This is a genomic window from Amycolatopsis sp. MJM2582 (assembly GCF_000754115.1).
Classification (GTDB): Bacteria; Actinomycetota; Actinomycetes; order Mycobacteriales; family Pseudonocardiaceae; genus Amycolatopsis; species Amycolatopsis japonica.
In genome coordinates this window covers 425,082-448,647 of sequence record NZ_JPLW01000001.1, presented here as the reverse complement: position 1 = coordinate 448,647, position 23,566 = coordinate 425,082, and the positions used below count along the sequence as shown (strand labels likewise).

The 23,566-nt window shown below is 69.8% G+C and carries 22 protein-coding genes and 1 pseudogene; 18 read left to right on the top strand and 5 right to left on the bottom strand.

What is annotated here, in order from left to right; genetic code table 11:
* The first annotated feature begins 209 nt into the window (after positions 1-209).
* The 9 genes from ED92_RS02160 (at position 210) to ED92_RS02120 (ending at position 10,536) form a co-directional block, all read left to right on the top strand.
* On the top strand, positions 210-2,036 hold the full coding sequence (locus ED92_RS02160; RefSeq protein ID WP_037332517.1) for a hypothetical protein: 1,827 nt from the start codon (positions 210-212) through the stop codon (positions 2,034-2,036).
* Positions 2,033-2,392 (top strand): hypothetical protein, encoded by a 360-nt coding sequence (locus tag ED92_RS02155; RefSeq protein ID WP_037332516.1) that lies wholly within the window; start codon positions 2,033-2,035, stop codon positions 2,390-2,392. The genes ED92_RS02160 and ED92_RS02155 overlap by 4 nt, the downstream gene beginning before the upstream one ends.
* A 117-nt stretch (positions 2,393-2,509) precedes the next feature.
* A complete protein-coding gene (gene sucC, locus ED92_RS02150) occupies positions 2,510-3,679 on the top strand; it encodes an ADP-forming succinate--CoA ligase subunit beta (protein ID WP_016331197.1) in 1,170 nt (389 codons plus the stop codon).
* A gap of 1 nt (position 3,680) precedes the next feature.
* A complete protein-coding gene (gene sucD, locus ED92_RS02145) occupies positions 3,681-4,568 on the top strand; it encodes a succinate--CoA ligase subunit alpha (protein WP_016331198.1) in 888 nt (295 codons plus the stop codon).
* Between the two features lie 309 nt (positions 4,569-4,877).
* Positions 4,878-5,687, top strand: coding sequence for a DUF5336 domain-containing protein (locus ED92_RS02140; protein ID WP_037332514.1), 810 nt, complete (start codon positions 4,878-4,880; stop codon positions 5,685-5,687).
* A 143-nt stretch (positions 5,688-5,830) separates the two neighbouring features.
* On the top strand, positions 5,831-7,279 hold the full coding sequence (locus tag ED92_RS02135; RefSeq protein WP_037332512.1) for a DUF6350 family protein: 1,449 nt from the start codon (positions 5,831-5,833) through the stop codon (positions 7,277-7,279).
* Between the two features lie 76 nt (positions 7,280-7,355).
* Entirely contained in the window at positions 7,356-7,973 is a 618-nt protein-coding gene (gene purN / locus ED92_RS02130; protein ID WP_037332511.1) for a phosphoribosylglycinamide formyltransferase, read from the top strand.
* Positions 7,970-9,532, top strand: a complete 1,563-nt coding sequence (gene purH / locus ED92_RS02125) for a bifunctional phosphoribosylaminoimidazolecarboxamide formyltransferase/IMP cyclohydrolase (RefSeq protein WP_016331202.1) — start codon at positions 7,970-7,972, stop codon at positions 9,530-9,532. Before purN ends, purH begins: the two co-directional genes overlap by 4 nt.
* Positions 9,533-9,759: 227 nt before the next feature.
* Positions 9,760-10,536 carry a hypothetical protein gene (locus tag ED92_RS02120; protein ID WP_037332510.1) on the top strand — a complete coding sequence of 259 codons (777 nt, stop codon included), beginning with the start codon at positions 9,760-9,762 and terminating at the stop codon, positions 10,534-10,536.
* Here the strand turns inward: ED92_RS02120 and ED92_RS02115 are convergent.
* From ED92_RS02115 to ED92_RS43240, 3 genes and pseudogenes are all read right to left on the bottom strand, one after another.
* Positions 10,533-11,237 carry a membrane protein gene (locus tag ED92_RS02115; protein ID WP_037332508.1) on the bottom strand — a complete coding sequence of 235 codons (705 nt, stop codon included), beginning with the start codon at positions 11,235-11,237 and terminating at the stop codon, positions 10,533-10,535. The genes ED92_RS02120 and ED92_RS02115 overlap by 4 nt on opposite strands.
* 126 nt (positions 11,238-11,363) lie before the next feature.
* The gene (locus tag ED92_RS43780) at positions 11,364-12,071 is read right to left on the bottom strand and encodes a cold-shock protein (protein WP_369797388.1); all 708 of its coding nucleotides are present in this window, start codon (positions 12,069-12,071) and stop codon (positions 11,364-11,366) included.
* A gap of 30 nt (positions 12,072-12,101) precedes the next feature.
* A pseudogene (locus tag ED92_RS43240) lies at positions 12,102-12,299 on the bottom strand (cold-shock protein); the annotation flags it as partial.
* Positions 12,300-12,521: 222 nt separating this feature from the next.
* On the opposite strand from ED92_RS43240, the gene ED92_RS02105 reads away from it, so the two are divergent.
* Genes ED92_RS02105 through ED92_RS02095 form a run of 3 tightly spaced genes read left to right on the top strand, consistent with a single transcriptional unit; the run spans position 12,522 to position 14,865 of the window.
* Complete coding sequence (locus ED92_RS02105) at positions 12,522-13,007, top strand: pyridoxamine 5'-phosphate oxidase family protein (protein ID WP_037332505.1); 486 nt, start codon at positions 12,522-12,524, stop codon at positions 13,005-13,007.
* Positions 13,008-13,019: 12 nt separating this feature from the next.
* The gene (locus tag ED92_RS02100; protein WP_037332504.1) at positions 13,020-13,460 is read left to right on the top strand and encodes a VOC family protein; all 441 of its coding nucleotides are present in this window, start codon (positions 13,020-13,022) and stop codon (positions 13,458-13,460) included.
* 58 nt (positions 13,461-13,518) lie between these two features.
* On the top strand, positions 13,519-14,865 hold the full coding sequence (locus ED92_RS02095) for a hypothetical protein (protein ID WP_037332503.1): 1,347 nt from the start codon (positions 13,519-13,521) through the stop codon (positions 14,863-14,865).
* Here the strand turns inward: ED92_RS02095 and ED92_RS02090 are convergent.
* Together ED92_RS02090 and ED92_RS02085 are read right to left on the bottom strand one after the other, a co-directional pair.
* Positions 14,835-15,458: an HD domain-containing protein gene (locus ED92_RS02090; RefSeq protein WP_037332502.1), complete on the bottom strand. Its 624-nt coding sequence runs from the start codon at positions 15,456-15,458 to the stop codon at positions 14,835-14,837. The genes ED92_RS02095 and ED92_RS02090 overlap by 31 nt on opposite strands.
* A 27-nt stretch (positions 15,459-15,485) precedes the next feature.
* Entirely contained in the window at positions 15,486-16,310 is an 825-nt protein-coding gene (locus ED92_RS02085) for a hypothetical protein (RefSeq protein ID WP_037332500.1), read from the bottom strand.
* A gap of 228 nt (positions 16,311-16,538) precedes the next feature.
* Between ED92_RS02085 and ED92_RS02080 the strand changes: the two genes are divergently transcribed.
* The 6 genes from ED92_RS02080 (at position 16,539) to ED92_RS02060 (ending at position 23,498) form a co-directional block, all read left to right on the top strand.
* Positions 16,539-17,213: a hypothetical protein gene (locus ED92_RS02080; RefSeq protein WP_037335861.1), complete on the top strand. Its 675-nt coding sequence runs from the start codon at positions 16,539-16,541 to the stop codon at positions 17,211-17,213.
* On the top strand, positions 17,210-18,820 hold the full coding sequence (locus ED92_RS02075; protein WP_235213176.1) for a DNA polymerase Y family protein: 1,611 nt from the start codon (positions 17,210-17,212) through the stop codon (positions 18,818-18,820). The genes ED92_RS02080 and ED92_RS02075 overlap by 4 nt, the downstream gene beginning before the upstream one ends.
* Positions 18,821-18,822: 2 nt before the next feature.
* A complete protein-coding gene (locus ED92_RS42945) occupies positions 18,823-18,975 on the top strand; it encodes a hypothetical protein (protein WP_162836879.1) in 153 nt (50 codons plus the stop codon).
* Between the two features lie 3 nt (positions 18,976-18,978).
* Entirely contained in the window at positions 18,979-22,332 is a 3,354-nt protein-coding gene (locus ED92_RS02070; RefSeq protein WP_037332498.1) for an error-prone DNA polymerase, read from the top strand.
* Between the two features lie 106 nt (positions 22,333-22,438).
* On the top strand, positions 22,439-22,948 hold the full coding sequence (locus tag ED92_RS02065; protein ID WP_037332496.1) for a hemerythrin domain-containing protein: 510 nt from the start codon (positions 22,439-22,441) through the stop codon (positions 22,946-22,948).
* A 67-nt stretch (positions 22,949-23,015) separates the two neighbouring features.
* Positions 23,016-23,498 (top strand): VOC family protein, encoded by a 483-nt coding sequence (locus ED92_RS02060; protein WP_037332494.1) that lies wholly within the window; start codon positions 23,016-23,018, stop codon positions 23,496-23,498.
* Positions 23,499-23,566: the final 68 nt, after the last annotated feature.

The following is a 23,566-nucleotide window of genomic DNA, read 5'->3' as shown; positions in this document are numbered from 1 at the left end:
CCGTGTGACTTGCGTTACAGATTCGAAGGGCCGTTCGGGGGTACCGGGCGGCCGGAAAGGGGGCGAACGAGGGAAATAACCGGTTGCCCGACGGTGTTGAAGGGTCCTTACCCGGAGCCAGGCCAAGCCAGTCACGGCGAGGGGCGTTCGGCCACGCTGGTGCCCTGCTGCCGGGCCCGGCCGAGCCCGGCTTGCTAGCGTCGCCGTCGATGACTTCGCGCTCACGGCACCCTGGTGACGAAACCACCGGGCAAGCCGTCCCCGGGACCGCGTCCGCCGAACTTCTCCGGAGCGAACCGGGCGCCCGCCCGCGAGCGCTCCTGCTGTCGGCGGGGCTGGTGTCGGCCGGTGCGGTCGCGCTGGCCGCCGGCGCGCTGATGCCCGTCGTCCGGGGTGGTTCGCCCGGGTTCACCGCCGCTCCCTTGCTGGTCGTGCTGGCCTTGGCGCCCGCGGCGGCCGTGCTCTACGCACTGGTCTCCGGGCGTCCGGGGCTCACGGCGGGCCTGGTGCTCGGGCTCACCGCGCTCGCGCCCGGGCGGCTGCTGCTGGATCTGCAGCTGCTCGCGGACGGTTCCCTGGCCGCGCGTCCGGAGTTGTTCCTCGCCGACAGGCTGCTCGCGATGCCGCAGACCGGGCCGGGACTGTGGCCGCTGGTGGCGGGGCACCTGCTCACCCTCGCGGCCGGGGCCTTCGCCGCCGGGACCGCCCGCGACGAGGCGGAACTGGCGGGTGAACTCGACGGACGGCGCCGCTGGCGGTTGCTCGGGCCCGTGCTCGGCGTGGCGGGCGGGGTCGGTCTGCTGCTCGCGCAGTTCGGTTCGGGCAACGCGTACCTCCTGGCCAAGAACGCCTTCGAGGGCCCGACGGTCGCGATGGCCGGGTACCTGCTGCTCGCGGCCTTGCTTCCGCTGACGGTGCTCGTGGCCGTGAGCTCGCCTTCGGCCGGGGTCGGCAAGGGCGGCTTCGCGGGCGCGGGGCTGGCGGCGCTCGCCGTCGGTGTCCCGCCGGTGGTCGCGGGGCTGGTCGTGGACCGGCTTTCGGTCGCGCCGGGTTCGGTGGTGGTGACCATCGCCGGTCTGGCGCTGGTCGGACTGGCCTTCACCCGGTTCGACGTCGCGGAAGCGGACGAGGCCGTCACCGGTGACCTGGCGGGCGAAGCCAGGCTGCCCGGACTGTTCTGGTGGCGGCTGGCCACCGGAGGCCTGGCGCTGCTGGCCGCCGGTGCCGCGGCCGCGGGTGCGCTTGCCCCGGTGCTGAAGGCCAACGGTCCGACGCCGGTCCCCGAGACACCCGCGCGCTGGCTGCTGCTCGGTGCCGCCGTCGTGCTCGCCGTGCCGGCGCTGTTCGTCTTCCTGCCGCGGCTCTCGGCGTTCGCCAGGGGAGTCGTCGCGGCCACGTGGGCGGGCGTCGTCCTCGCGGGCGCGGCGGTGCTGAGCGCGGCCTTGTCCGTGACCGAGGACAAGGCGGTGGACCCGGCATTGTTCGGGGTCGACCTCCCGGTGCCGTTGCCGGACAAGGTCGGCTACTCGGCGGGCGCCGGGGTCACCTGGACGTTCATCGCGCTCGTGCTGGCGGCGCTGGCCGCGCTCGCCGCGGTGATCACCGGCGTCGTGGAGCGTGACGACTCCGAGGAAGAAACGGACGAAACGCGCGTGAGCGGGACCGTGCTCACCCCGGTCGTCGCGGCCGCGGTGCTGGCGATCGCCGCGTTCGGCACCCCGGTGTTCGGCGCGCCCGGCTACACCGCCCCGGGACTGTGGTCGAACTTCGGCGCGGCGTCGTGGGGCCTGCTCGGCGCGCTGGCCGTCGTTCTCGGCTTGTACGCGCTCGTCCCGCGTTCGCGGCCGGTCGCCGCGGCGTCCGCGCTGGCCGGGGCCGCGCTGGTGCTCGGCCTGCGCGCGGCGGAACTGCCGCTCGTCGGCTCGGAGTACGACGGCTCGTCGGCAGGGGTGGGGTTCTGGCTCGCGCTGGGCGGCGCCGTCGTCACCCTCGTCGCGGCCGGGATGGCCGTCGCGGGTTCACGGCGGGCCGGATGACCCGGCCTCTTCTTCGGGTCGTGCTGGCCGAGTTCGGTGTCGAGGAAGGTTCGGCGGTCGCGCTCGGCAGATTGCTGCGCGACGAAGGCGTCGAGGTCGTCTACGCCGGACGTCTCGACACCGTCGAACAACTCGTCCGGACGGCCGAACAGGAGGATCCGGACATCCTCGGGATCCTGCGTGGCGCGAGCGATCCGGAAGGGCTCGCCGAAACCCTCCCGGGCGTTCTGCTCTTCGCGGTCGGTAACGGCCCGAGCGGGTTCGACAACGCCTTCGAAAGCCAGGAAGACGCGGCGAACTGGGTCTCCGGTGTGCGGTCTCACACCGTGGAAACACCGTCTGACCGCGTACGGTGACCGACTTCACCAGGTGCGGAGTCCCCTGCTTCTGCGCAGGTCGCTAACCTCGACTGGTCCGACAGCGCGGTCCGGCAACGGACCACCACAGTGGCGTGTCGTCAGGAGACTGGAGTAGTGGACCTCTACGAATACCAGGCGAGGGATCTCTTCGCCGCCCACGGAGTACCGGTTCTGCCGGGTGCCGTGGCAAACACCCCCGAAGAAGCCAAGGCCACCGCCGAGAAGATCGGCAACCAGGTCGTCATCAAGGCGCAGGTCAAGACCGGCGGCCGCGGCAAGGCCGGCGGCGTCAAGCTGGCCCAGACGCCGGATGAGGCCGCCGAGAAGGCCGAGGCGATCCTCGGCCTCGACATCAAGGGCCACATCACGCGTCGCGTGCTGGTGGCCGAAGCCTCGGACATCGCCGAGGAGTACTACTTCTCCTTCCTGCTGGACCGTGCGAACCGCACCTTCCTCGCGATGGCTTCGGCCGAAGGTGGCGTGGAGATCGAGCAGCTGGCCGTCGAGCGCCCCGAAGCACTCGCGAAGATCCCGGTCGACGCGATCGCCGGTGTCGACAAGGCGAAGGCCGTCGAGATCCTGACCGCGGGCAAGTTCCCGGAGAAGGTCGTCGACGAGGCCGCCGACGTCGTCGTGAAGCTCTGGGAGACCTTCGTCTCCGAGGACGCCACGCTGGTCGAGGTCAACCCGCTGGTCCGTGACCCGCAGGACAAGATCATCGCCCTCGACGGCAAGGTCACCCTCGACGAGAACGCCTCGTTCCGTCAGCCGGGCCACGAGGCCCTGGTCGACAAGGACGCGGAGAACCCGCTCGAGGCGAAGGCCAAGGCCAAGGACCTCAACTACGTCAAGCTCGACGGCGAGGTCGGCATCATCGGCAACGGCGCGGGCCTCGTGATGTCCACGCTGGACGTCGTGGCCTACGCGGGCGAGAAGCACGGCGGCGTCAAGCCCGCCAACTTCCTCGACATCGGCGGCGGCGCTTCGGCCGAGGTCATGGCGGCCGGTCTGGACGTCATCCTCAACGACACCGACGTGAAGAGCGTCTTCGTCAACGTCTTCGGTGGCATCACCGCTTGCGACGCGGTCGCGAACGGCATCGTCGAGGCGCTGAAGATCCTGGGCGACGAGGCCACCAAGCCGCTCGTCGTGCGGCTGGACGGCAACAACGTCGTCGAGGGTCGCCAGATCCTGGCCGACGCGAACCACCCGCTGGTCACCGTGGTGGACACAATGGACAACGCGGCCGACAAGGCCGCCGAGCTCGCCGCGGCAGGTGCGTGAGATGTCGATCTTCATCAACGAGAACAGCAAGGTCATCGTCCAGGGGCTCACCGGCTCCGAGGGCATGAAGCACGCGACCAAGATGCTGAAGTCCGGCACGAACATCGTGGGTGGCGTCAACGCCCGCAAGGCCGGCCAGACCGTCACCATCGAGGGCAAGGACCTCACCGTGTTCGGCACGGTCGAGGAGGCCATCAAGGAGACCGGCGCCGACGTTTCGGTCATCTTCGTGCCGCCGAAGTTCGCCAAGGACGCGGTCATCGAGGCGATCGACGCCGAGATCCCGCTGGCCGTGGTGATCACCGAGGGCATCCCGGTGCACGACTCCGCCTACTTCTGGGCGCACGCCGTCGCGACCGGCAACAAGACCCGCATCATCGGGCCGAACTGCCCCGGCGTGATCAGCCCCGGCAAGTCGAACGCCGGCATCATCCCGGCCGACATCACCGGCGCGGGCCCGATCGGCCTCGTGTCGAAGTCGGGCACGCTGACCTACCAGATGATGTACGAGCTGCGTGACATCGGTTTCTCGACCGGTGTCGGCATCGGCGGCGACCCGGTCATCGGCACGACGCACATCGACGCCCTCGAGGCGTTCGAGGCCGACCCCGAGACCAAGGTCATCGTGATGATCGGCGAGATCGGCGGCGACGCCGAAGAGCGCGCCGCGGCCTACATCAAGGACAACGTGACGAAGCCGGTCGTCGGCTACGTCGCCGGCTTCACCGCGCCCGAGGGCAAGACCATGGGCCACGCCGGCGCCATCGTCTCCGGCTCCTCCGGCACGGCCGCCGCGAAGAAGGAGGCCCTCGAGGCCGCCGGTGTCAAGGTCGGGAAGACCCCGAGCGAGACCGCCGTCCTGGCGCGCGAGCTGTACAACAGCCTCTGATCCTTCGGAGACTGAGCTTTCCCCGGCGGGCCGGGCACCCTCACCGGTGCCCGGCCCGCCTCTTTTCGCCCGGATCGCGTTTAGCCCGCGAAACGCACGTCCGCGGCCGACCTGCGTTTCGCGGGCTAAACGCGATCCGACGGTCGGGAAGGGGTTCCGCCGGGAACCTGATCGGGTGTACAGACGTCTCAGAGCCCGAGGCGTGGGGTGTCCGCGTGTGCGCTAGCGTTCGAGCATCACAGCCGCCTCGTTTGTCCCGGGAGTCCCGCGCGCCCCGGGGTGCCGGTCGAACGACAGGAGAGCATTCGGATGTCCTATCCCAGCGGTGGGCCCGGCTACCCCCAGCAGGGTGGCGGCCAGCAACACCCCAACCCCGCCTCGGGGGCCTTCCCTCAGCAGCAGGCGCCGTCACCGGCCGCCCCGCTGAACCTGGCGTTGCTGCTCGCGCTCGCCGTCACCGTCCTCGGCCTGGTGCAGTTCTTCATCGGTTTCTCCGACGAGGCCGACGCCGCCGGACAGGTCTCGGTCTTCCTCCTGGTCAGCGGTCTGCTCGCGGCCCTGCACGCGCTGCCGCGCGGCCCGAAGACGCTGCCGTTCGCCGCGTTGTTCAGCGTCATCGGCGCTTTCGGCGCGCTGGACCTGGTCATCGGTTACGGAAGCGGTCGTGAGGACGTCTCGGTCCCGGGCATCCTCACCGTGGTGCTGATCCTCGGCATCCTGCAGATGCTGGTCGCGGTCGCCGCGCTGCTCTTCGAACACGACGTCATCAAGCTGCCCGCCGCGAAGCCCCAGCAGCAGGCGCCGCAGGCCCCGTACAGCCAGCAGTTCCCGCAGCAGGGCCCGCAGGGTCCGTTCGGCCAGCAGGGTCAGCAGGGCCCGGCCGCCACGCAGGTCCAGCCGTTCCCCGGCGCGGGCCAGCAGGGGCAGCAGCCGGGCGAGCAGTCCGGTCCGTTTTCGCAGCCCGGCGGGTTCCAGCCGCCGGTGACGCAGCCGCCGGGCCAGCAGGCCACGACGTACGCGCCGCAGCAGGGCCAGTTCTTCCAGCAGCCGCCGTCCTCGTCGTCGGAGCCCGGCCAGAACCCGGGCACGCCGCCCGGTGGTTTCGGCCAGCAGAGCTGACCTGCCGAACGCGAAAGCACCCGCTGTGACTCTCCGTGTCACAGCGGGTGCTTTTCTTTTCCGGGGTACCCGACCGGGTGGGTTGGGCCACGTGCCCCGACCGGCGGCGGCGTGCCTCACCCGGACGGCCCAGTCCGGATGTCATGGTGCGGTTCATGAAGCTGCTCACCCGCGACGAACGCCCGCCGGGCGAAGAGCCGGTGAGCGACCTCGTCCCCGAGCTGGAGGTCTCCAGGGCGAAGCGGGTTCGTGTGTTGCTCGCCGCCGCCTGCGCGCCCCTGCTCTTCTCCTATTCCGCCATCGCGGCGGTGCTCGCGGTGGTCTCGTTCGCCGCCGACCGGACCCGGTTCTCCGCCACCGGCGCCCTGCTCGCCGCCGGCCCCGGCTGGCTCGCCTCGTGGCAGGTGGAACTCGACCTCGGCGGTCATCCGCTCGGCGTGCTGCCGCTGCTGCCGACGCTCGCCGTCGGCTGGCTCGTGGCGAGGGCGGCCGCGCGCGCCACCCGCCGTGTCGGCGGCCGGACCCCGGCGGACGCCGTCCCGGTGGTGACGGTGATCGCCGGGGCGCACGCGCTGTTCGGCGTGCTGATCGCGCTGGCGGCCGGCGGATCGCCGATCGACGTGAACCCGCTGACCGCTTTCTGTGTGCCGGGCCTCCTCGCGGGGCTCGCCGCCGTCGCCGGGGTCGCCAAGGTCTGCGGGCTTCCGGCCGTGGTCCGGGACCGGTTCGACCCGGTGGCCGTCCACGGCCTGCGGGCGGGCGCACTCGGCCTGGCCGCCCTCATCGCCTGCGGCGCCGTCGTCTTCACCGCGGCCACCGCGCTCTCGTGGTCCACTGTGGACAGTCTGTTCGAGCCGGGCTTCGGTGCGAGTTTCGGCCTGTTCGTGCTCTCCGTCGCCTATCTGCCCAACGCGGTCGTCGCCGCGCTGTCGTTCACCACCGGGCCCGGTTTCTCGGTCGGCTCGCTGACCGTCGGCATGTTCGGCTACCAGGAAGGGCAGGTGCCCGGGGTGCCGGTGCTGGCGGGGATCCCGTCGCACCACGCTGCCTGGTGGCCCGCGTTGCTGCTCCTGCCCGCGCTGGTCGGTGCGCTGGTCGGCTGGCGGATCCGCGCGATCGACGAGGATCCGATGCTGCGGATGCGGGCGGTCGCCGTCGCGGGCGCGCTGGTCGCGTTCGGCTGCGTCATCCTCGGGACCGTCTCCGGCGGCAGGCTCGGCGACGGGCCGTTCGACCCGGTCAGCGTGCCGGTCGGCGTCGCGTCCGTGATCGCGTTCTGCTGGATCGTCGTCCCCGGCGGGTTCGTCGCGTTCTTCGCCGGAGCGCACGAGGCCCCCGAACCGCCGGGTGAACCCGACGTCGAAGAGATCACCGAAGTCGAAGAAGAAGCCGAACCGGCCGAGGAACCCGAAGCACTCGAAGACGAAGCACTCGACGAAGAGGCCGAAGCGGAACTCGCCGGGGAACTGGGCGAGGACACCGACGAAGTCCCGGAGGAACCGGAGCCCGAAACCGAGCCCGAGCAGGACGACGCTGTGACCGAGTCCACCGACGGGTCCGGCGACGAAAGCGCCCCCGGCGACGACCGTTAGGGTTGTCGCGACCAGGTGAAGCGCCGTACGCCCGAGTGCGTACCGCCGTGGCAAGGAGCCCGTTCTGGCTAGTCGGTTGGACCTGCCCACTCCGGTGAAGCTCGTCGTCCTCGCGTCCGGTTCCGGCACGCTGCTGCAAGCCGTGCTCGACGCCGTCGAAAAGCCGAACTTCCCGGCGAAGGTGGTCGCCGTCGGGGCGGACCGCACCGGGGTCGCGGCGCTGACCAGGGCCGAACGCGCCGGCGTGCCGTCGTTCACCGTGCGGATGGCCGATCATCCGGATCGCGCGGCTTGGGACAAGGCGATCACCGAGGCCGTCGCCGCCTACCAGCCGGACCTGGTCGTCTCCGCGGGGTTCATGAAGATCCTCGGCGCCGAATTCCTCGCGCGGTTCCCCGGCCGCGTGATCAACACGCATCCGGCCCTGCTGCCGTCGTTCCCCGGCGCGCACGCCGTGGCCGACGCGCTGGCGATGGCCGTCAAGGTCACCGGGTCGACGGTCCATTTCGTCGACGCCGGGGTCGACACCGGGCCGATCATCGCGCAGGAGCCGGTGATCGTGGAGCCCGACGACGACGAAAACGTCCTGCACGAGCGGATCAAGGCCGTGGAACGCAGGCTCCTGGTGGAAACGATCGAGAAACTCGGCCGGAGCGGGTGCTCGGTCGAGGGACGAAAGGTGAGGTTTTCGTGAGTACCGCACAGGGACAGCGTCCCGTCCGGCGTGCGCTGATCGGCGTCTCGGACAAGGCCGGCCTGCTCGAACTCGCCACCGGGCTGCACGCGGCGGGTGTCGAGATCGTGTCGACCGGCGGCACGGCGAAGGTCATCGCGAACGCCGGGGTGCCGGTGACGCCGGTCGAGGAGGTCACCGGGTTCCCCGAGTCCCTCGACGGCCGGGTCAAGACGCTGCACCCGCGCGTGCACGCCGGTCTGCTGGCCGACCGTGACCGCCCGGAGCACGTCGAGCAGCTCAAGCAACTCGACATCGCGCCGTTCGACCTGCTCGTGGTCAACCTGTACCCGTTCACGCAGACCGTCGCCTCGGGCGCGAGCCCGGAGGACTGTGTCGAGAACATCGACATCGGCGGTCCGGCGATGGTGCGCGCCGCGGCGAAGAACCACAACAGCGTCGCCGTCGTGGTCGACCCGTCGCGCTACGAATGGGTGCTGGAGCGCGTCGCGGCGGGCGGTTTCGAGCTGGCCGACCGCAAGCGGCTCGCCGCGCAGGCCTACGCGCACACGGCGGCGTACGACACCGCCGTCGCCGCGTGGTTCGCCAACGTCTACGCGCCCGCGGACGACTCCGGCTTCCCGGACTTCACCGGCGCTTCGTGGGAGCGCGGCGACGTGCTGCGCTACGGCGAGAACCCGCACCAGAAGGCCGCGCTGTACAAGCACTGGCGGCCCGGGCTCGCGCACGCGGAACAGCTGCACGGCAAGGCCATGTCGTACAACAACTACGTCGACACCGACGCCGCGCGCCGCGCCGCCTACGACTTCGACGCCCCGGCCGTCGCGATCATCAAGCACGCCAACCCGTGCGGCATCGCGGTCGGCGAGGACATCGCCGAGGCGCACCGGAAGGCGCACGCGTGCGACCCGGTTTCGGCGTACGGCGGGGTGATCGCGACGAACCGGCCGGTGAGCCGTGAGGCCGCCGAGCAGATCTCCGAGGTGTTCACCGAGGTCGTGCTGGCGCCGGACTTCGACGCCGAGGCGCTCGAGATCCTGCAGCGCAAGAAGAACGTGCGGCTGCTGAAGCTGCCCGCGATCACGTCGCCGGATCCGATCGAGTTCCGGCCGATCTCGGGCGGCATGCTGGTGCAGACCGTCGACACGATCGCCGCCGAGGGCGACGACCCGGCGAACTGGACCTTGGCGACCGGCGCGCCCGCCGACGAGCGGACGCTGGCCGACCTCGAGTTCGCGTGGCGTTCGCTGCGCGCGGTGAAGTCGAACGCGATCCTGCTGGCGAACGACGGCGCGACCGTCGGCGTCGGCATGGGCCAGGTCAACCGGGTCGACTCCTCGCGGCTCGCGGTCTCGCGGGCCGGGGATCGGGCGAAGGGCTCCGTCGCCGCTTCGGACGCCTTCTTCCCGTTCCCGGACGGGCTCGAGGTCCTGCTGGAGGCCGGCGTCCGCGCCGTGGTCCAGCCGGGCGGCTCGATCCGCGACGCCGAGGTCATCGCCGCCGCCGAGGCCGCCGGGGTCACCCTGTACCTCACCGGCACGCGGCACTTCGCCCACTGAGCCGACCTGCGTTTCGCGGGCTAAACGCGATCCGCGCGCGGACCTGCGTTTAGCCCCCTAATCGCGATCCGGGGGTGCCCGCGGGAGTTCCCGGTGCCCCGGGTCCGGGGGTTCGTGCCATGCTGGCCCCGGATCGCGTTTAGCCCGCGAAACGCAGGTCCGGGCGCATGTCGCCTTTAGCGGGCTAAACGCGACGCGGACGTAAGTGAGTCGCCAGGGGAGGATCGGTGCACCAGCCGCCGCAGGGGTACGGCCAGGGGCCGGGTTACGGCCCGCCGCCTGGGCAGGGAGGGCAGCCGGGCTACGGACAGCAGCCGGGTTACGGCCCGCCCGCCGGTCCCGGATACGGTCCGCCGCCCGGCTATGGCCCGCCCGGCTACGGGCAGCCGCCCAAGAAGAAAAAGACCGGGCTGATCGTCGGCGTGATCGTGGGCGTCGTGGTCCTGCTCGGGCTGGGCATCCCCGGCGCCATCTTCGCGTCGGAGTACTACTCCTCGGTCGGCAAGGCGCCGGTCTCACAGCAGCCGCCCGCCGAGTGCGCCGTCTCCCCGGAGCTGCTGAACAAGACGTTCACCACCAGCTTCCAGGGCGTCCGCGACAACGAGATCAAAGCGGGCGAGATCGTCACCAAGCAGCAGGGCTGTTCCTGGCTGCCGCCGGAGAGCGACAACGTCCACGACCGCGCCCTCCAGGTCATGATTTACCGCCACGAGGGCCCGGACGCCGAGAAGCGCGCGGCCGAGTCGTCCACCGGATCGGCCGCGCCGTCCGAGCGCCAGCAGCAGGTGCAGGGCATCGGGGAGAAGGCGGTCCTCGTCTCCCTCGACACCGACAGCGCCTTCAGCGGCGCCGAGCTGCGGGTCATCCAGGGCGTGTACGTCGTCCTCGTCACCTACAAGGGCTGGGACAAGGGGTTCTTCACGAACTCGCCGATCCCGCCCGCGGAATCCGCTGAAGTGGCGAAATCCGTGGGCGCCGAACTCGTGAAGAACCTGCCCCGCTAGGCGTACAGGCCGTTCAGCCAGGCTGTCCACGCCTTCGCGGCCTTGTCCGCGTCGGCGTCTTCGGCGAACAGGTGGTGCCCGATGCCCACAGGCCAGCCCCAGACGTTCCGGCCGTAGAAGCGGTACAGCGCGTCTTCGGTCCGGACGCCGATGAAGGCCGGCGTCAGGTAGTCGACGACACCGTCGACGTCGGCGACTTCGAGATGCACCCGGTCGCCGACGGCCTTCGCGCCTAGAGCCGCCTTCACGATCTCGAACGCCTCCGGAGCCTTCGACGCGTCGGGCGCATCGGCCTTGAAGTACTTCGCCTGACGCCGGTTGAAGTGCGTCAGGTACTCGCCCAGCGAGTGGTAATAGAAAGCCGTGTGCTGCTCGCACGCGTCGTATTCGACGTCCCAGTTGTCGAGGACGGTGGTGTGCTCGTAGCGCAGGTACGTGCCTCCGTCTTTCGGTTCGAGGACGTATTCGAGCGTGTTGAACCAGCCGGTCTCGTCTTCCGCGTACGTGACGAAGCGCCGCGACGGCTTCCAGACGGTCACCATGCCGCCGTTGGGGGTGAGGCCGGACTCGGCGCCGCCGTCGCGGGGTTCGTACTGGATCGGCCAGAGCCAGCCGCCGCTGGCGGTGGTGATCGCGGCCCAGGTGTCGGCGGGGGTGGTGGGCATGAAGCCCTCGAAGCGGACCTCGGATTCCTTCGCCATGACTGTCCTCTCTCTTGTGCCTTCATGAGAGCGACGCCTGGCCAAGGGCGCTTTCGACAACCGGAGCGCATTTAGCTCGCTACGACTACCGCCGGGAAGTGATCAGCCTTCGGTGGGGCTGCCTCTTCAGAGGCGTTCGACGCGGTCGGCCTGCGGGCCCCGGTCGCTCTGACGCACCGTGTACCGGACCCGGTCACCCTTCCGCAGCGGCTCCGACCCCATGATCACGGACGCGTGGGCGAAGAGATCGTCGCCGCCCGCGTCCGGGGTGATGAAGCCGAAGCCGCGGTCGTCGTCGTAGCGCGCGACGACGCCCTCGCCGCCTCGTACGGGCACGTCCCGCGCCGCCGCGGCAGGTGCCGACCGCTGCGGCGCCGTCTGGGGCTCGGCGCCCCGGACCAGGTGCACGTCGCGGGCCTGCGGGCCCTTGTCCCCACTGGTCACCTCGTAGGCGACGCGGTCGCCCTCCGCGAGCCAGGTCAGCCCCTCGGCCAGGGCCCGGGCGTGAACGAAGACGTCCCCGGCGCCGGAGTCGGGGTTGATGAAGCCGAAGCCCTTGTCCTCGTCGTACCAGGCCACCGTGCCGTCGGCACCGTCCGCGATACCAGCCGCAGCGGGTGAGCCTGCCCCTGCTCCCAGCGGGATCACGTGCCCGGCCTGCGGGCCGCGCTCGCCTTCGACGATCAGGAAGGCCACCCGCTGCCCCTCGGTGACCACGCCGCCGGTCACGATGGCGGAGCTGTGCACGAAGACGTCGGCGCCGCCGCCGTCCGGCGACGCGAAGCCGTACCCCTTGCCCGGCTCGTACCAGTTGATGGTGCCGAGCAGGCCCACGGCGCTGCCGGCGGCCGCATCGGCGGTGACGCGAACGCGCAGCGCCTGGGGCCCGCGGTCGTTCTCGCCGACCTCGAACACGACGGCCTGACCCTCACGGAGCACTTTCGCGCCGCCGTCCCCGACGATCTCGGAGGCGTGCACGAACACGTCCGGCGAGCCGTCCTCGGGGGCGAGGAAGCCGAAACCCCGTTCGGCGTCGAACCAACGGACGGTCCCTTGCGGCATAAAAGACTCCAGGTCGAGAGGGCGGGCACTGGCCCCCAGTCTCTCTGACCGACCTCCGGCCCGTTGGGCCGGGCCCACAGGCGGGCGGTGCGGAGCCAGGGCGGGTCGTTGGTTCGCCGAGGTTGAGGTGGAGTGATGCAGGTCACATTTCACGATGTCGAAGTGCGGCGGACAGCGGCGTCCCCGGGGTGTCCGCGAAGACGGCGACCCGAGGAGAGAGACATGCAGCAGAGCACGATCGACGAGATCTTGAACCGCCCGTACGCCCAGGAGCTCCTGGCCCGTGACATGGCCCGGCTGGCCTACACCGCGCTCGACGGCACGCCCCGGGCGATCCCGATCAGCATCCACTGGAACGGCACGGAGATCGTCATGTGCACTTCGACCAACGCGCCGAAGCTGGCGTCGCTGCGCCGCAACCCGGCCGTCGCGCTGACGATCGACACCGAATCGCATCCGCCGAAGATCCTGCTCCTCCGCGGCACCGTCGAGCTGGACTACGTCGACGGCATCCCCGACGAGTACATGCAGTGGAACGGCACCTATGAGATGACGCCGGAACAGCGGGCCGAGTGGGAAGTGAACGTGAAATCGCTCTACGACAGCATGGTCCGCATCGTGATGACCCCGACCTGGGTCAAGCTCATCGACTTCGAGGAAACGCTGCCCACCGCCGTCGAAGAGCTCATCCGCCGCCAGAGCGCCTGAACGGAGCCGATCATGAAGCTGGAACACATCGGTGCCGTCGTCCACGATCTCGAAGCGGCCAAGGCGTTCTTCCTCGCGCTCGGTCTCGAAGTGGAAGGCGAGGCGTCGCTCGAAGGCGACACGGTCGATCGCATCACCGGGTTGAAAGGGGTCCGCACGGATATCGCCGTGCTGCGCCCGCCGGACGGCCACGGCGGAGTGGAGCTGATCAAGTACCACACGCCGGAAGGACCGGAAGGTGATCCGCACGCGCCGATGAACACGCCCGGTATCAGTCACTTCGTGTTCTCGGTGGAGGACATCGACGCGACCCTCGAACGGTTGCGGCCGCACGGCGCCACGCTCGTCGGCGAGCTGGTGCGGTACGAGGACAGCTACCGGCTCTGCTACGTGCGTGGCCCGGCGGGGATCGTCGTCGAGCTGGCGGAAGCGCTCGTACGACGGGAAGCGTAGGCGAGAAGCCGCGTTTCGACGGATTCCCGCGACGCCCCGCGCTGCCAGCATTTCCGCCATGACACTGACAGGAATCCTGGCCGCCGCGCTGATCGTCACCGGTGCGCCCGCCATCGGCACGGACGACGTCCACGTGCACACCGGAACGATCGACGGTGCCCGGTACCGGGTCGAGGTGCCGTCGAACTGGAACGGCAAGTTGTTGCTGTACAACCACGGGATCTATCCGCCGGGCTACGTTCCCGAGGAGATCGAACTCGCCAACCGGGCGGAGGCGAAACCCGTCCTCCTCGGCGAGGGATACGCGTTGGCCGCGTCGCTCTACAGCAAGCCGAACGGTTTCTCGGCCCGTGAAGCCGTTCACGATCAGACGGCGCTGCTGTCCTGGTTCGACCGCAACGTCGGCCGCCCGGAGCAGGTGCTCACCTGGGGAGCTTCCGGCGGCGGGCTCAACGCGATCCTGCTGTCCGAGCGGCTCCCGCACCGGATCGACGGCGCGCTGGCGATGTGCGGTCCCGTCGCGGGCGGTGCGGCGTTGTTCGGCCAGGCGCTCGATCTGGGGTTCACGGTCCGGACGTTGCTGGCGCCCGAGCTGGAGGTCGTCCGCGTCACCGACCCTGGGGCGAATCTCGCGAAAGCCCATCAGGTGATCGCGAAGGCGCTGGAATCACCCGATGGACGGGCGCGGCTCGCTCTCGCCAACGCGTTCGCCGACGTCCCTGGCTGGTCGACGGCGCATCACCCCCGTTCCACCGATGTCGCCGAGCAGATCCGTCAGCAGACGAAGTTCGTCCAAGCGGTCTACGACCAGCTGGCCTGGGGTGCGCATCGGGCCGATCTGGAGACGCAGGCCGGCGGGAATCCGACCGGGAACACCGGTGTGGATTACCGCGGCCTGCTCGCCCGGTCCAGTGAACGCGGCCTCGTGGACCAGGCCTACCGGGACGCGGGTCTGGACCTCGACGCCGACTTGGCACGGCTCGCGACCGCGCCACGGGTCGAGGCCGACAAAGCCGCCGAACGATGGCTCGGCCGCGTCGGGACCCAGGCCGGGCGCGGTCGTCAGCCCGTCGTCACGCTGCATCCGATCGGCGACGGCGTCGCCCCCGAACACGAGCGGACCTACGGCGACCGCGTCGATCCCGGCCGGATCCGGCAGCTGTTCGTGAACCGGGGCGGGCACTGCCAGCACACCGCCGCGGAAGAACTGACGGCGTTGCGCGTGCTGCGGGACCGCGTCGAAACCGGTCGCTGGCCCTCGACGTCACCGGAACGCTTGAACGCCGAGGCGAACCGGTTCGGCCCGGAGTTCCGCTTCCTCTACGACTGGCTGCACGGTGAGCCGGGTACCGCCGCACCCGCTTTCCGGCGGTATCACCCGGATCCGCTTCCCCGTGCCGTCTGAGGCCGGTCGCCGACGGGATGGCAGGCTTGGAATGCCAGCCGCCCGTCGGCGTCGGCCGCGATCCGGTCGAGGACGTCGTCCAGCCCCAAGAAGATCTCCCACGGCCGCTGTCCGGTCGCGACGGCGAGACGGTCGACGAGGGCCTGTTCGAGATCGGTGACCCGCTTCGCTTTCCACACCTTGTCCGCGACGCTCACGAGGAGATCTTCGAGACCGACGTCCGCCCTCCAAGCGGCGTGTGTCCGCGCGAAACGCGCGCGGTTCTCGGCGATCCCCCGGGAGACAAGGAGTTCGTAACCGGCCTGCTCGTGAGCGGAGCCGGGCCCGGACAACTCTTCACGGTGGATCGTCTTGCCGATGTCGTGGACGGCCGCGCCGAAGAGGGTCGCTTCGCGGTCGAAGACCACTTCCGGGTGTTGCTTCTCCAACCAGTCGGCCAGTGCACACGTCACGTCGTGAACCGCGCGCAGATGCGCGGCCAGCTGCGGGGGCGCGGCCAGCTCTTCCAGCAGTCCGCTCACCTCGTCCGGCAACGGGCGAAGCGGTGGCTCACCGGGATCGGTCAGGGCGCGGCGCAAGGCTGGCGAGGGCATGGCGTCCAGAATGACAGAAACCGCCGTTCATTCCCCCTGGTAGCGCAGGCCGGTGCGCTTCAGGACGACCCAGCGCTCACCGGGCCGGTCCGCCACGACCGGATACCACCGCGGCGCGACCGCGTCGGTCAGCTCGCCACCCTGTTCGATGAGGGAACTCACCGCCGGTTCACCCACCACGATGAGCGCGGACCAGTCGACGTGCGCCAGCAGGTTGTCCTCGGTGACGCCGAACCGTTCCTCCAGAACCGTGACCAGGTCGTGCCCGCTGTCCGGACCGGACCGGACTTCGCTGACGTCAGGCACTTCTTCGACGACAACGGGTTCGACCTCATCGAGGTCGTAGTCGTCTTCATCCTCTTCTTCGTCTTCCCGTTCCTCGGACCAGACGTGGTGATCGAGCCGCGAGATGCTGTTGCTCAGGTCGAAAGCCTGTTCGTCGGTCATGACCAGCGTCACGGTGTGCCCTTCGGTCAACGTGAACGTCAGTTCGGCCTCCGGGTGGCCGCTGGTGCCGGGCTCCGCCTCGACCATGCCCGCCACGGTCCCGGCCAGCGCCGTGGGCGCCGGGCTCGTGTGCCAGTCCAGCGACGGCAGGTTCGCGGCCATCTCCAGTACGCAGGTCGCGGCGGTCCAGAACGCGTCCTTGTCCCGGAAATCCTTGCGGCTGCTGGTCAGCGTCCGGCCGCCGCCCAGCGGCTCGGTGCGGGCGTCCACCCGGCCCCGCCCGGTCCCGTTCTCCCACATCGCGGTGACCGTGACCCGGTTGGCCAGGCGTTTGCGGTAGTTCTCGATATGGCCTTCCCTGGCGAGTTCCCAGCCGTTCACCGTCTCGGGCCAAGCGTCGTCCACTGCGGTTTTCCTTTCCTGACGGGAAGACCCCCGGTCTCGGACGTGACAGGTCCGGTGATCGTTCCGGCTCGCTTGACAACCGCTGCGCCACCCGGTCTACTGGAGGTATCGAACAAGCGTTCGAAGTGCCGCCTTCCCCGTGGCACGCCGGTGCCGTCCACAAAGGACGGTCTAGGTGTCGTGGGGAGGCGAGGTCCGGTGACAGCGGAGGTGGTCGAGGCGCGGGCCTTGCCGTTGGCGAGGCTGGCGGCTTTGCCAGGAGTGAGCACGGCCAGTGGCGTGGCTTCCGTGGCCGAACACGCGAGGACGACGGGAAGGGTGCTCCCGGTGTCCCCGGCGTTGTCCGGTCTGCTGCCCGCCGCGGGGCTCCGGCGCGGGAGCACCGTTTCGGTGCTGGGGTCCACGTCACTGATGCTCACCCTGCTGGCCGCCGCGACCGCCGGCGGTGCGTGGGCGGTCGCGGTCGGCCTGCCCGCGCTCGGGGTGGTCGCCGCCGCGGAACTCGGGGTCGAGGTGGGCAGGCTGGCGCTGGTCCCCCGTCCCGGTGCCGAGTTCCCGGCGGTGACCGCGGCCTTGCTGGACGGTTTCGATCTCGTGGTCGTCGGTCCGGGGCTCGCCCGGCCCGACGTGGCGAGAAGGCTGTCCGCCCGCGCGCGCAACCGTGGTTCGGTGCTGCTTTCGCTGGGTTCCTGGCCCGGCGCGGAGGTCGAGCTGAGTTGTCGTCGTTCGCGCTGGACGGGTTTCACCGGCGGCGGCGCGGGTTATCTGCGCGCCCGTGAGGTGGAAGTGCGGGCAGGCGGCCGGGGTGCGGCCGCCCGGCCGATGTCGGCCTTGCTGCGCTTTCCCGGCGAGGGCGAGGTCGAGCGGGCCGAGTTCCCCACGACCAAGTGGGGGACGGCATGAACCCGCCGGTGCGCATGCTCGTCCTGTGGTGCCCGGACTGGCCCGCGGTCGCCGCCGCGGCCGTCGCGGGCGAACCCGTCGGCCGCCCGGCCGCGGTCTTCTCGGCGAACCGCGTGGTCGCCTGCACCGCGGTGGCCAGGGGCTACGGCGTCCGCCGCGGGATGCGGCGGCGCGAGGCCCAGTCCTGCTGTCCGGAGCTGGCGGTCTTCGGGGAGGACGAAGGTCGCGACGCCCGGCTCTTCGAATCCGTCGCACGGGCGGTGGAAGAGCTGGCCGTCGGGGTCGAGGTGGTGCGCCCGGGGATCGTCGCCGTCCCGGTCGACGGCGCGGCCGGTTACTTCGGCGGTGAGCACGGCCTCCTCGAAAGACTGGTGGACGAGGTGTCGGTGGCGGCGGGAGTGGAGAGCCAGGTCGGCGTGGCCGACGGCCTGTTCGCCGCGACGCTCGCCGCCCGCCGGTCGGCGCTGGTCGAACCCGGTGGGACGGCGGAATTCCTTGCCCCGCTGCCCATCCGCGAACTCGATCAGCCCGAGGCGGGCCGCGCCGAGCTGGTCACCTTGCTCAAGCAGCTCGGCCTGCAGACACTGGGCGCTTTCGCGGCGCTCGGTGAAAGTGACGTCTCCGCGCGGTTCGGAATGGAGGGGGTGCTCGCGCATCGGCTGGCACGAGGACGGTCCGAACGTCCGCCGTCGCGCCGCCGTCCGCCACCGGAACTCTCGCTCGCGAAGGCGTTCGACCCGCCGATCGACCGGGTCGACGCCGCCGCGTTCGTGGCGAAAGGGCTCGGCGAACGCTTCCATGCCGGGCTCGCCGCGTACGGGCTGGCCTGCACCCGGCTCGGCATCTACGCCACCACCGAGACCGGCGAACAGCTCGGCCGGGTGTGGCGTTGCGCCGAACCGCTGACACCGCTCGGCGTCGCGGACAGGGTGCGCTGGCAGTTCGAAGGCTGGCTGAAAGCCAAAGATCGCCCCAGTTCCGGGGTCGTCCGGCTTCGGCTGGAGCCGGAGGAGACGGTCGAAGGCCGGTCGCTGCAGCTCGGGTTGTGGCAGGCGGGTGCGGCGGGTGTCCTGCGGCCGTCCACCGAGGACGAGGACCTGTCCGGCGAGCGCGCCGGTCGTGCCCTGGTGCGGGTGCAGGGGTTGCTCGGCCCGGAGAGCGTCTTCACCGCGGTGCTCGACGGCGGCCACGGCCCCGCCGAGCGGGTCCGGCTGGTGCCGTGGGGCGACAGACGGGAGAAGACGGCGCAAGCGGACGCGAACTGGGCCGGGAGGCTTCCGTCGCCCTCCCCGGCGACGGTGTTCGCCCGGCCGGTGCTCGCCCAGGTGCTGGACGAGAACGGGCGCGTCGTGGAGATCACCGCGCGGCGCCGGGTCACCGCCGCGCCGTACCTCGTGAGCTTCGAGGGCGGTGAGCCGCGCGAGGTTCTCGCTTGGGCGGGGCCGTGGTTCGTCGGTGTCCGGGCCGGCGCGGGCCATGCCCGGTCGGGGACGCGGATGCGGTTGCAGGTGTTGCTGGCCGACGGGCAGGACGCGGAGGAAGCGGTGCTGCTCCGCTTCGAGCACCACAAGAATCCGATGTGGACACTGGAAGGGAAGTACGACTGAACATGGACGAGGAGTACACGCGGCTGGTGCGGCGATGGCTGGAGGAGCCGGCCATCCCGGTGCAACGTGCCGAGCTGGATTCGGCCTGGGCGGCGTGCGTCCCGCGCGCGGAAGTGTTCGTCCCCGCGCCGAGAAGCTCGACCGAGAACCGGTGACCGATGGGCTGGAACAATCCTCCGCGGCCGTGGAAGGACCTCGCCCGCGAACTCGCGGGTGAGGTACCGCCCGGCGACGGCGGTGACAGCCCCGCGTGGAGTGCGAAGCGGCAGGGATACCAGCGGCCCGCGGATCTGACCGGGCTGATCGGTGACGACGACGGCGCCACCGCGCGCCGGGTGCCGTACGCCGAACTGCACTGCCATTCGAACTTCAGCTTCCTCGACGGCGCGAGCCATCCCGAGGAACTGGTGGAGGAAGCCGCGCGGCTGGGCCTGGACGCGATCGCGCTCACCGATCACGACGGCATGTACGGCGTGGTGCGCTTCGCCGAAGCGGCGAGGGAACTGGGCGTGCACACCGTTTTCGGCACGGAGCTCAGTTTCGGGCTGTCCGGCCCGCAGAACGGGTTCGCCGATCCCGAGGGCGAGCATCTGCTCCTGCTGGCCAAGCAGAAGGACGGCTATCTGAGCCTGAACCGGGCGATCACCGCCGGCCAGCTGCACGGCTTCGACCGGCGGTCGTTGTCCCCCAAGGAAAGGGCGGAGAAGGGCAGGCCGGTCTACGACCTGCGCGCGGTCGCCGAAGAGGTGCGCGGGAAGTGCGTCGTGCTCACCGGTTGCCGCAAGGGCGCGGTGCGCAAGGCGCTCGTCACCGATGGCCCTGCCGCGGCCGTGGTGCGGTTGAAGGAACTCATCGACTGCTTCGGCCGGGAAAATGTCTATGTCGAACTCATCGACCACAGTCTTCCCTTGGACAGCACGCACAACGACCTGCTGAGCGAGATGGCCGACGAGTTCGGCCTGCCGACGGTGGCGACCACGGCCGCGCATTACGCCCGGCCGGAGCGGGCACCGCTCGCCGACGCACTCAGTGCCATTCGCGCCCGGCGGGGCCTGGAGGACATGGAAGGCTGGCTGCCCGCCGCCGGGACGGCGTTCCTGCGGTCGGGGGAGGAGATGGCCGAAATCTTCGCGCGGTATCCGGGCGCGGTGCAGCGGGCGGCGCTGCTCGGCCGGGAGTGCGCGTTCGAACTCCACCACATCGAACCGAAGCTGCCGCCGTTCGAGGTGCCGGAGGGGCACACCGAAGCGTCCTACCTCAGGGAGCTCACCTACAAGGGCGCGAAGGAGCACGAGAAGAACAAAGACGCCGAGTACCGCGAGAAGGCCCGGAAGCTGATCGACCACGAACTGGACATCATCGAAGAACTGGGTTTCCCCGGCTACTTCCTGATCGTCTGGGACATCGTGCGGTTCTGCCGGGAGAGCGACATCCTCTGCCAGGGCCGGGGTTCGGCCGCGAACTCGGCGGTCTGTTACGCGCTCGGCATCACCAAGGTCGACGCCGTGCGCTACGGCCTGCTCTTCGAACGGTTCCTCGCCCCGGAACGCGACGGCTACCCGGACATCGACCTCGACATCGAATCCGATCGCCGCGAGGAGGCGATCCAGTACGTCTATCGGAAATACGGGCGGCTGAACACCGCGCAGGTGGCGAACGTGATCACCTACCGGGCGCGATCCGCGGTCCGGGACGCGGCGCGGGCGCTGGGGTACTCGCCCGGCCAGCAGGACGCGTGGAGCAAGCAGATCGACCGCTGGGGTGCGTTGCGGGCGACGGAGAAGGACCACGATCACGACATCCCGGAGGAGGTCGTGGAGCTGGCCTGCGCGCTCGAAGACTTCCCCCGGCATCTGGGCATCCATTCCGGCGGCATGGTGATCTGCGAACAGCCGGTGAGCGAGGTGGTCCCGATCGAATGGGCCCGTATGGAGAATCGCAGTGTCGTGCAATGGGAGAAGGACGACTGCGCCGCCGCCGGACTGGTCAAATTCGACCTGCTCGGGCTCGGAATGTTGTCGGCCCTGCACTATATGATCGATCTGGTTCGTGACCACAAAGGGGAAGAGGTCGACATCTCCGAATTGGATCTCAAGGATCAGAACATCTACGAAATGCTCTGCCGTGCCGACGCGATCGGCGTCTTCCAGGTGGAGAGCCGCGCACAGCTGGCCACGCTGCCCCGCTTGCGCCCCAAGAAATTCTACGATCTGGCGGTCGAGGTCGCGCTCATCCGGCCCGGCCCGATCCAGGGTGGTTCGGTGCATCCCTACATCCGGCGCAAGAACGGCCAGGAGAAATGGGATTTCGACCATCCGAAACTGGCCAACGCGCTGGGGAAGACGCTCGGCGTCCCGTTGTTCCAGGAACAGATGATGCAGATCGCCCTTGATATCGCCGATTTCACCCCGGCGGAGGCGGATCAGCTGCGCCACGCCATGGGTGCCAAACGTTCCGAACACCGGATGGAAAGGCTCAAACGACGTTTTCTCGAAGGTGCCGCGAGGAACGACGTCGACGGGGAGCTGGCAGAGAAGATCTTCGGCAAGCTCAAAGCTTTCGCGAATTTCGGCTTCCCGGAGAGCCACGCGCTGAGTTTCGCCCTGCTGGTGTTCGCGAGTTCGTACTTCAAGTACTACCACCCGGACGCGTTCCTGGCGGGTTTGCTGCGCGCGCAACCGATGGGGTTCTACTCGCCGCAGTCGCTGGTCGCCGACGCGCGGCGGCACGGAGTGCGCGTGCTCGGCCCGGACATCAACGCGAGCCTCCCGCACGCGACGCTGGAACCCTTGCCGGACGGGGGAGAACTGCTCGCCGTGCGCGGCGGCCTGTCCACCGTGCGGATGATCGGCGAGAACCTGGCGCGGAAGATCGTCGAGGAGCGGGAACGGGACGGCCCGTTCGCGGATCTGGCGGAGGTCGCCCGGCGGGTGCGGCTGACCAAACCACAGGTCGAGGCGCTGGCCGCGGCCGGAGCGTTCGGTTGTTTCGGCGAGAGCAGGCGGAGCGCGCTCTGGGCGGCGGGCGCGGTCGCCGACGAAAGCCTGGAGAAGTTGCCGGGGCTGATCACCGGGGCCAAAGCGCCGATGTTGCCGGGGATGGACGAAATCGACATCGCGGCCGCGGACGTCTGGGCCACCGGGGTGTCACCGGACAGCTTCCCGACGCAGTTCATCCGGGAACACCTCGACGAACTCGGCGTCGTCACCGCGGCGGGCCTGCGCGAGATCCCGCACGGCGCCGAGGTGCTGACCGGGGGCGCCGTGACCCATCGCCAGCGGCCGGCGACCGCGGGCGGCGTCACCTTCATGAACCTCGAAGACGAAACGGGGATGATCAACGTCATCTGCACGATGGGTGTGTGGCAGCGCTATCACCGGGTCGCCCGCGGCAGTCCCGCGCTGCTGATCCGAGGCGTGGTCGAGCGCACCGGTGAGGTGGTGAACGTCCTCGCCGAACAGATCCGGCATCTGCCGTTGCGGATCACCGCCAAGTCCCGTGACTTCCACTGAACCCTCTTGACGATCACTCGGGGGGTGTGCTGGAGTTGCGCCAGCGTCGCAGTGCACCCGGCAAAGAGACCGTCGCGGGCATGGAGGCGCCGGACCATGGGAAATCATGGAAACCCCTTCTCGGACGAACGGCCGGTTGACGGCGTTCGGAAATCAACTCGTTCAGGTTCACAACTGGCTGCGTAAAGAGCTGGCCCTGCTGCACGACGACCTCGGGTCGGTCGCGGAGGGGCGTGCCGAGCGGCTGCGCGATCTCCGTGCGCATTGCCTCACCTTCTGCTCGGCGCTCACGAGGCATCACACCGGCGAGGACGGCGGCGCTTTCCTTGTGCTGGCGGACAAATTCCCCGAATTGCGGCCTTCGCTCGAAGAGCTCGCGCACGACCACGGGGTGATGACCGGGATCATCGAACGGCTCGAAGAGCTGGTCGCCGGTGTCGGCCCGGGGTCGAGTCAGGACGAGATCCTCGACGTCCAACGGGAACTGGACGGCCTCACGGCGATCATGGAGACGCATTTCCGCTACGAAGAGAAGCGGATCGTCGAGGTGCTCAACTCGCTGGACATGCCGGAGTGGCAGGAATCGCAGCCGCCTTTCCTGCTGAAGACGCATTAGGACACGATCTGTCCTATACGGGTTCTAGTGTTCTTCCCATCGCTTACGACGACTGAGGAGAACTCTGATGAGCAACCCGATTCCCGCCGGCTACCACTCGGTCACCCCGTGGATCATCTCGCGTGACACCACGGGTGTGATCGACTTCCTCAAGCGCGTCTTCGATGCCGAGCCGATCGGTGAACCGGTGTACGTCGAGGGCGGGAAGATCGGGCACGCGGAGGTCCGGATCGGCGACTCGGTCGTCATGTTGTTCGACGCGCAGGACGACTGGGTCGACACTCCGGCTTATCTGAGGCTCTACGTCGAGGACAGCATCGAGACGCAGCGCCGGGCGATCGAGGCGGGGGCCAAGGAAGTCACGAAGCAGACCGAACTCTTCTTCGGCGACCGTGTCGGGCGGGTTCTCGACCCGTTCGGCAACCTGTGGTGGATCCAGACCCGGCTGGTCGATCTCGACTATCCGGAGATGGAGCGACGGATGAACGATCCGAAGTTCATCGAGGCCATGAACTACGTGGCGAGCTCGAAGATCATCCCCAGTCGCTGAAATCGGTAGGGTGGTGGCAGCGACGCGGAGGTGAGCCGGTGGATCACCACCCACTCCGGGGCAACCCC

Bases quoted from the DNA above. Each gene is read 5' to 3' on its own strand.
- ED92_RS02160 (WP_037332517.1), top strand. From the start codon at position 210: ATGACTTCGCGCTCACGGCACCCTGGTGACGAAACCACCGGGCAAGCC.
- ED92_RS02155 (WP_037332516.1), top strand. From the start codon at position 2,033: ATGACCCGGCCTCTTCTTCGGGTCGTGCTGGCCGAGTTCGGTGTCGAG.
- sucD (WP_016331198.1), top strand. From the start codon at position 3,681: ATGTCGATCTTCATCAACGAGAACAGCAAGGTCATCGTCCAGGGGCTC.
- ED92_RS02140 (WP_037332514.1), top strand. From the start codon at position 4,878: ATGTCCTATCCCAGCGGTGGGCCCGGCTACCCCCAGCAGGGTGGCGGC.
- ED92_RS02135 (WP_037332512.1), top strand. From the start codon at position 5,831: ATGGTGCGGTTCATGAAGCTGCTCACCCGCGACGAACGCCCGCCGGGC.
- ED92_RS02115 (WP_037332508.1), bottom strand. From the start codon at position 11,237: ATGGCGAAGGAATCCGAGGTCCGCTTCGAGGGCTTCATGCCCACCACC.
- ED92_RS02105 (WP_037332505.1), top strand. From the start codon at position 12,522: ATGCAGCAGAGCACGATCGACGAGATCTTGAACCGCCCGTACGCCCAG.
- ED92_RS02100 (WP_037332504.1), top strand. From the start codon at position 13,020: ATGAAGCTGGAACACATCGGTGCCGTCGTCCACGATCTCGAAGCGGCC.
- ED92_RS02095 (WP_037332503.1), top strand. From the start codon at position 13,519: ATGACACTGACAGGAATCCTGGCCGCCGCGCTGATCGTCACCGGTGCG.
- ED92_RS02090 (WP_037332502.1), bottom strand. From the start codon at position 15,458: ATGCCCTCGCCAGCCTTGCGCCGCGCCCTGACCGATCCCGGTGAGCCA.
- ED92_RS02075 (WP_235213176.1), top strand. From the start codon at position 17,210: ATGAACCCGCCGGTGCGCATGCTCGTCCTGTGGTGCCCGGACTGGCCC.
- ED92_RS42945 (WP_162836879.1), top strand. From the start codon at position 18,823: ATGGACGAGGAGTACACGCGGCTGGTGCGGCGATGGCTGGAGGAGCCG.
- ED92_RS02070 (WP_037332498.1), top strand. From the start codon at position 18,979: ATGGGCTGGAACAATCCTCCGCGGCCGTGGAAGGACCTCGCCCGCGAA.
- ED92_RS02065 (WP_037332496.1), top strand. From the start codon at position 22,439: ATGGAAACCCCTTCTCGGACGAACGGCCGGTTGACGGCGTTCGGAAAT.
- ED92_RS02060 (WP_037332494.1), top strand. From the start codon at position 23,016: ATGAGCAACCCGATTCCCGCCGGCTACCACTCGGTCACCCCGTGGATC.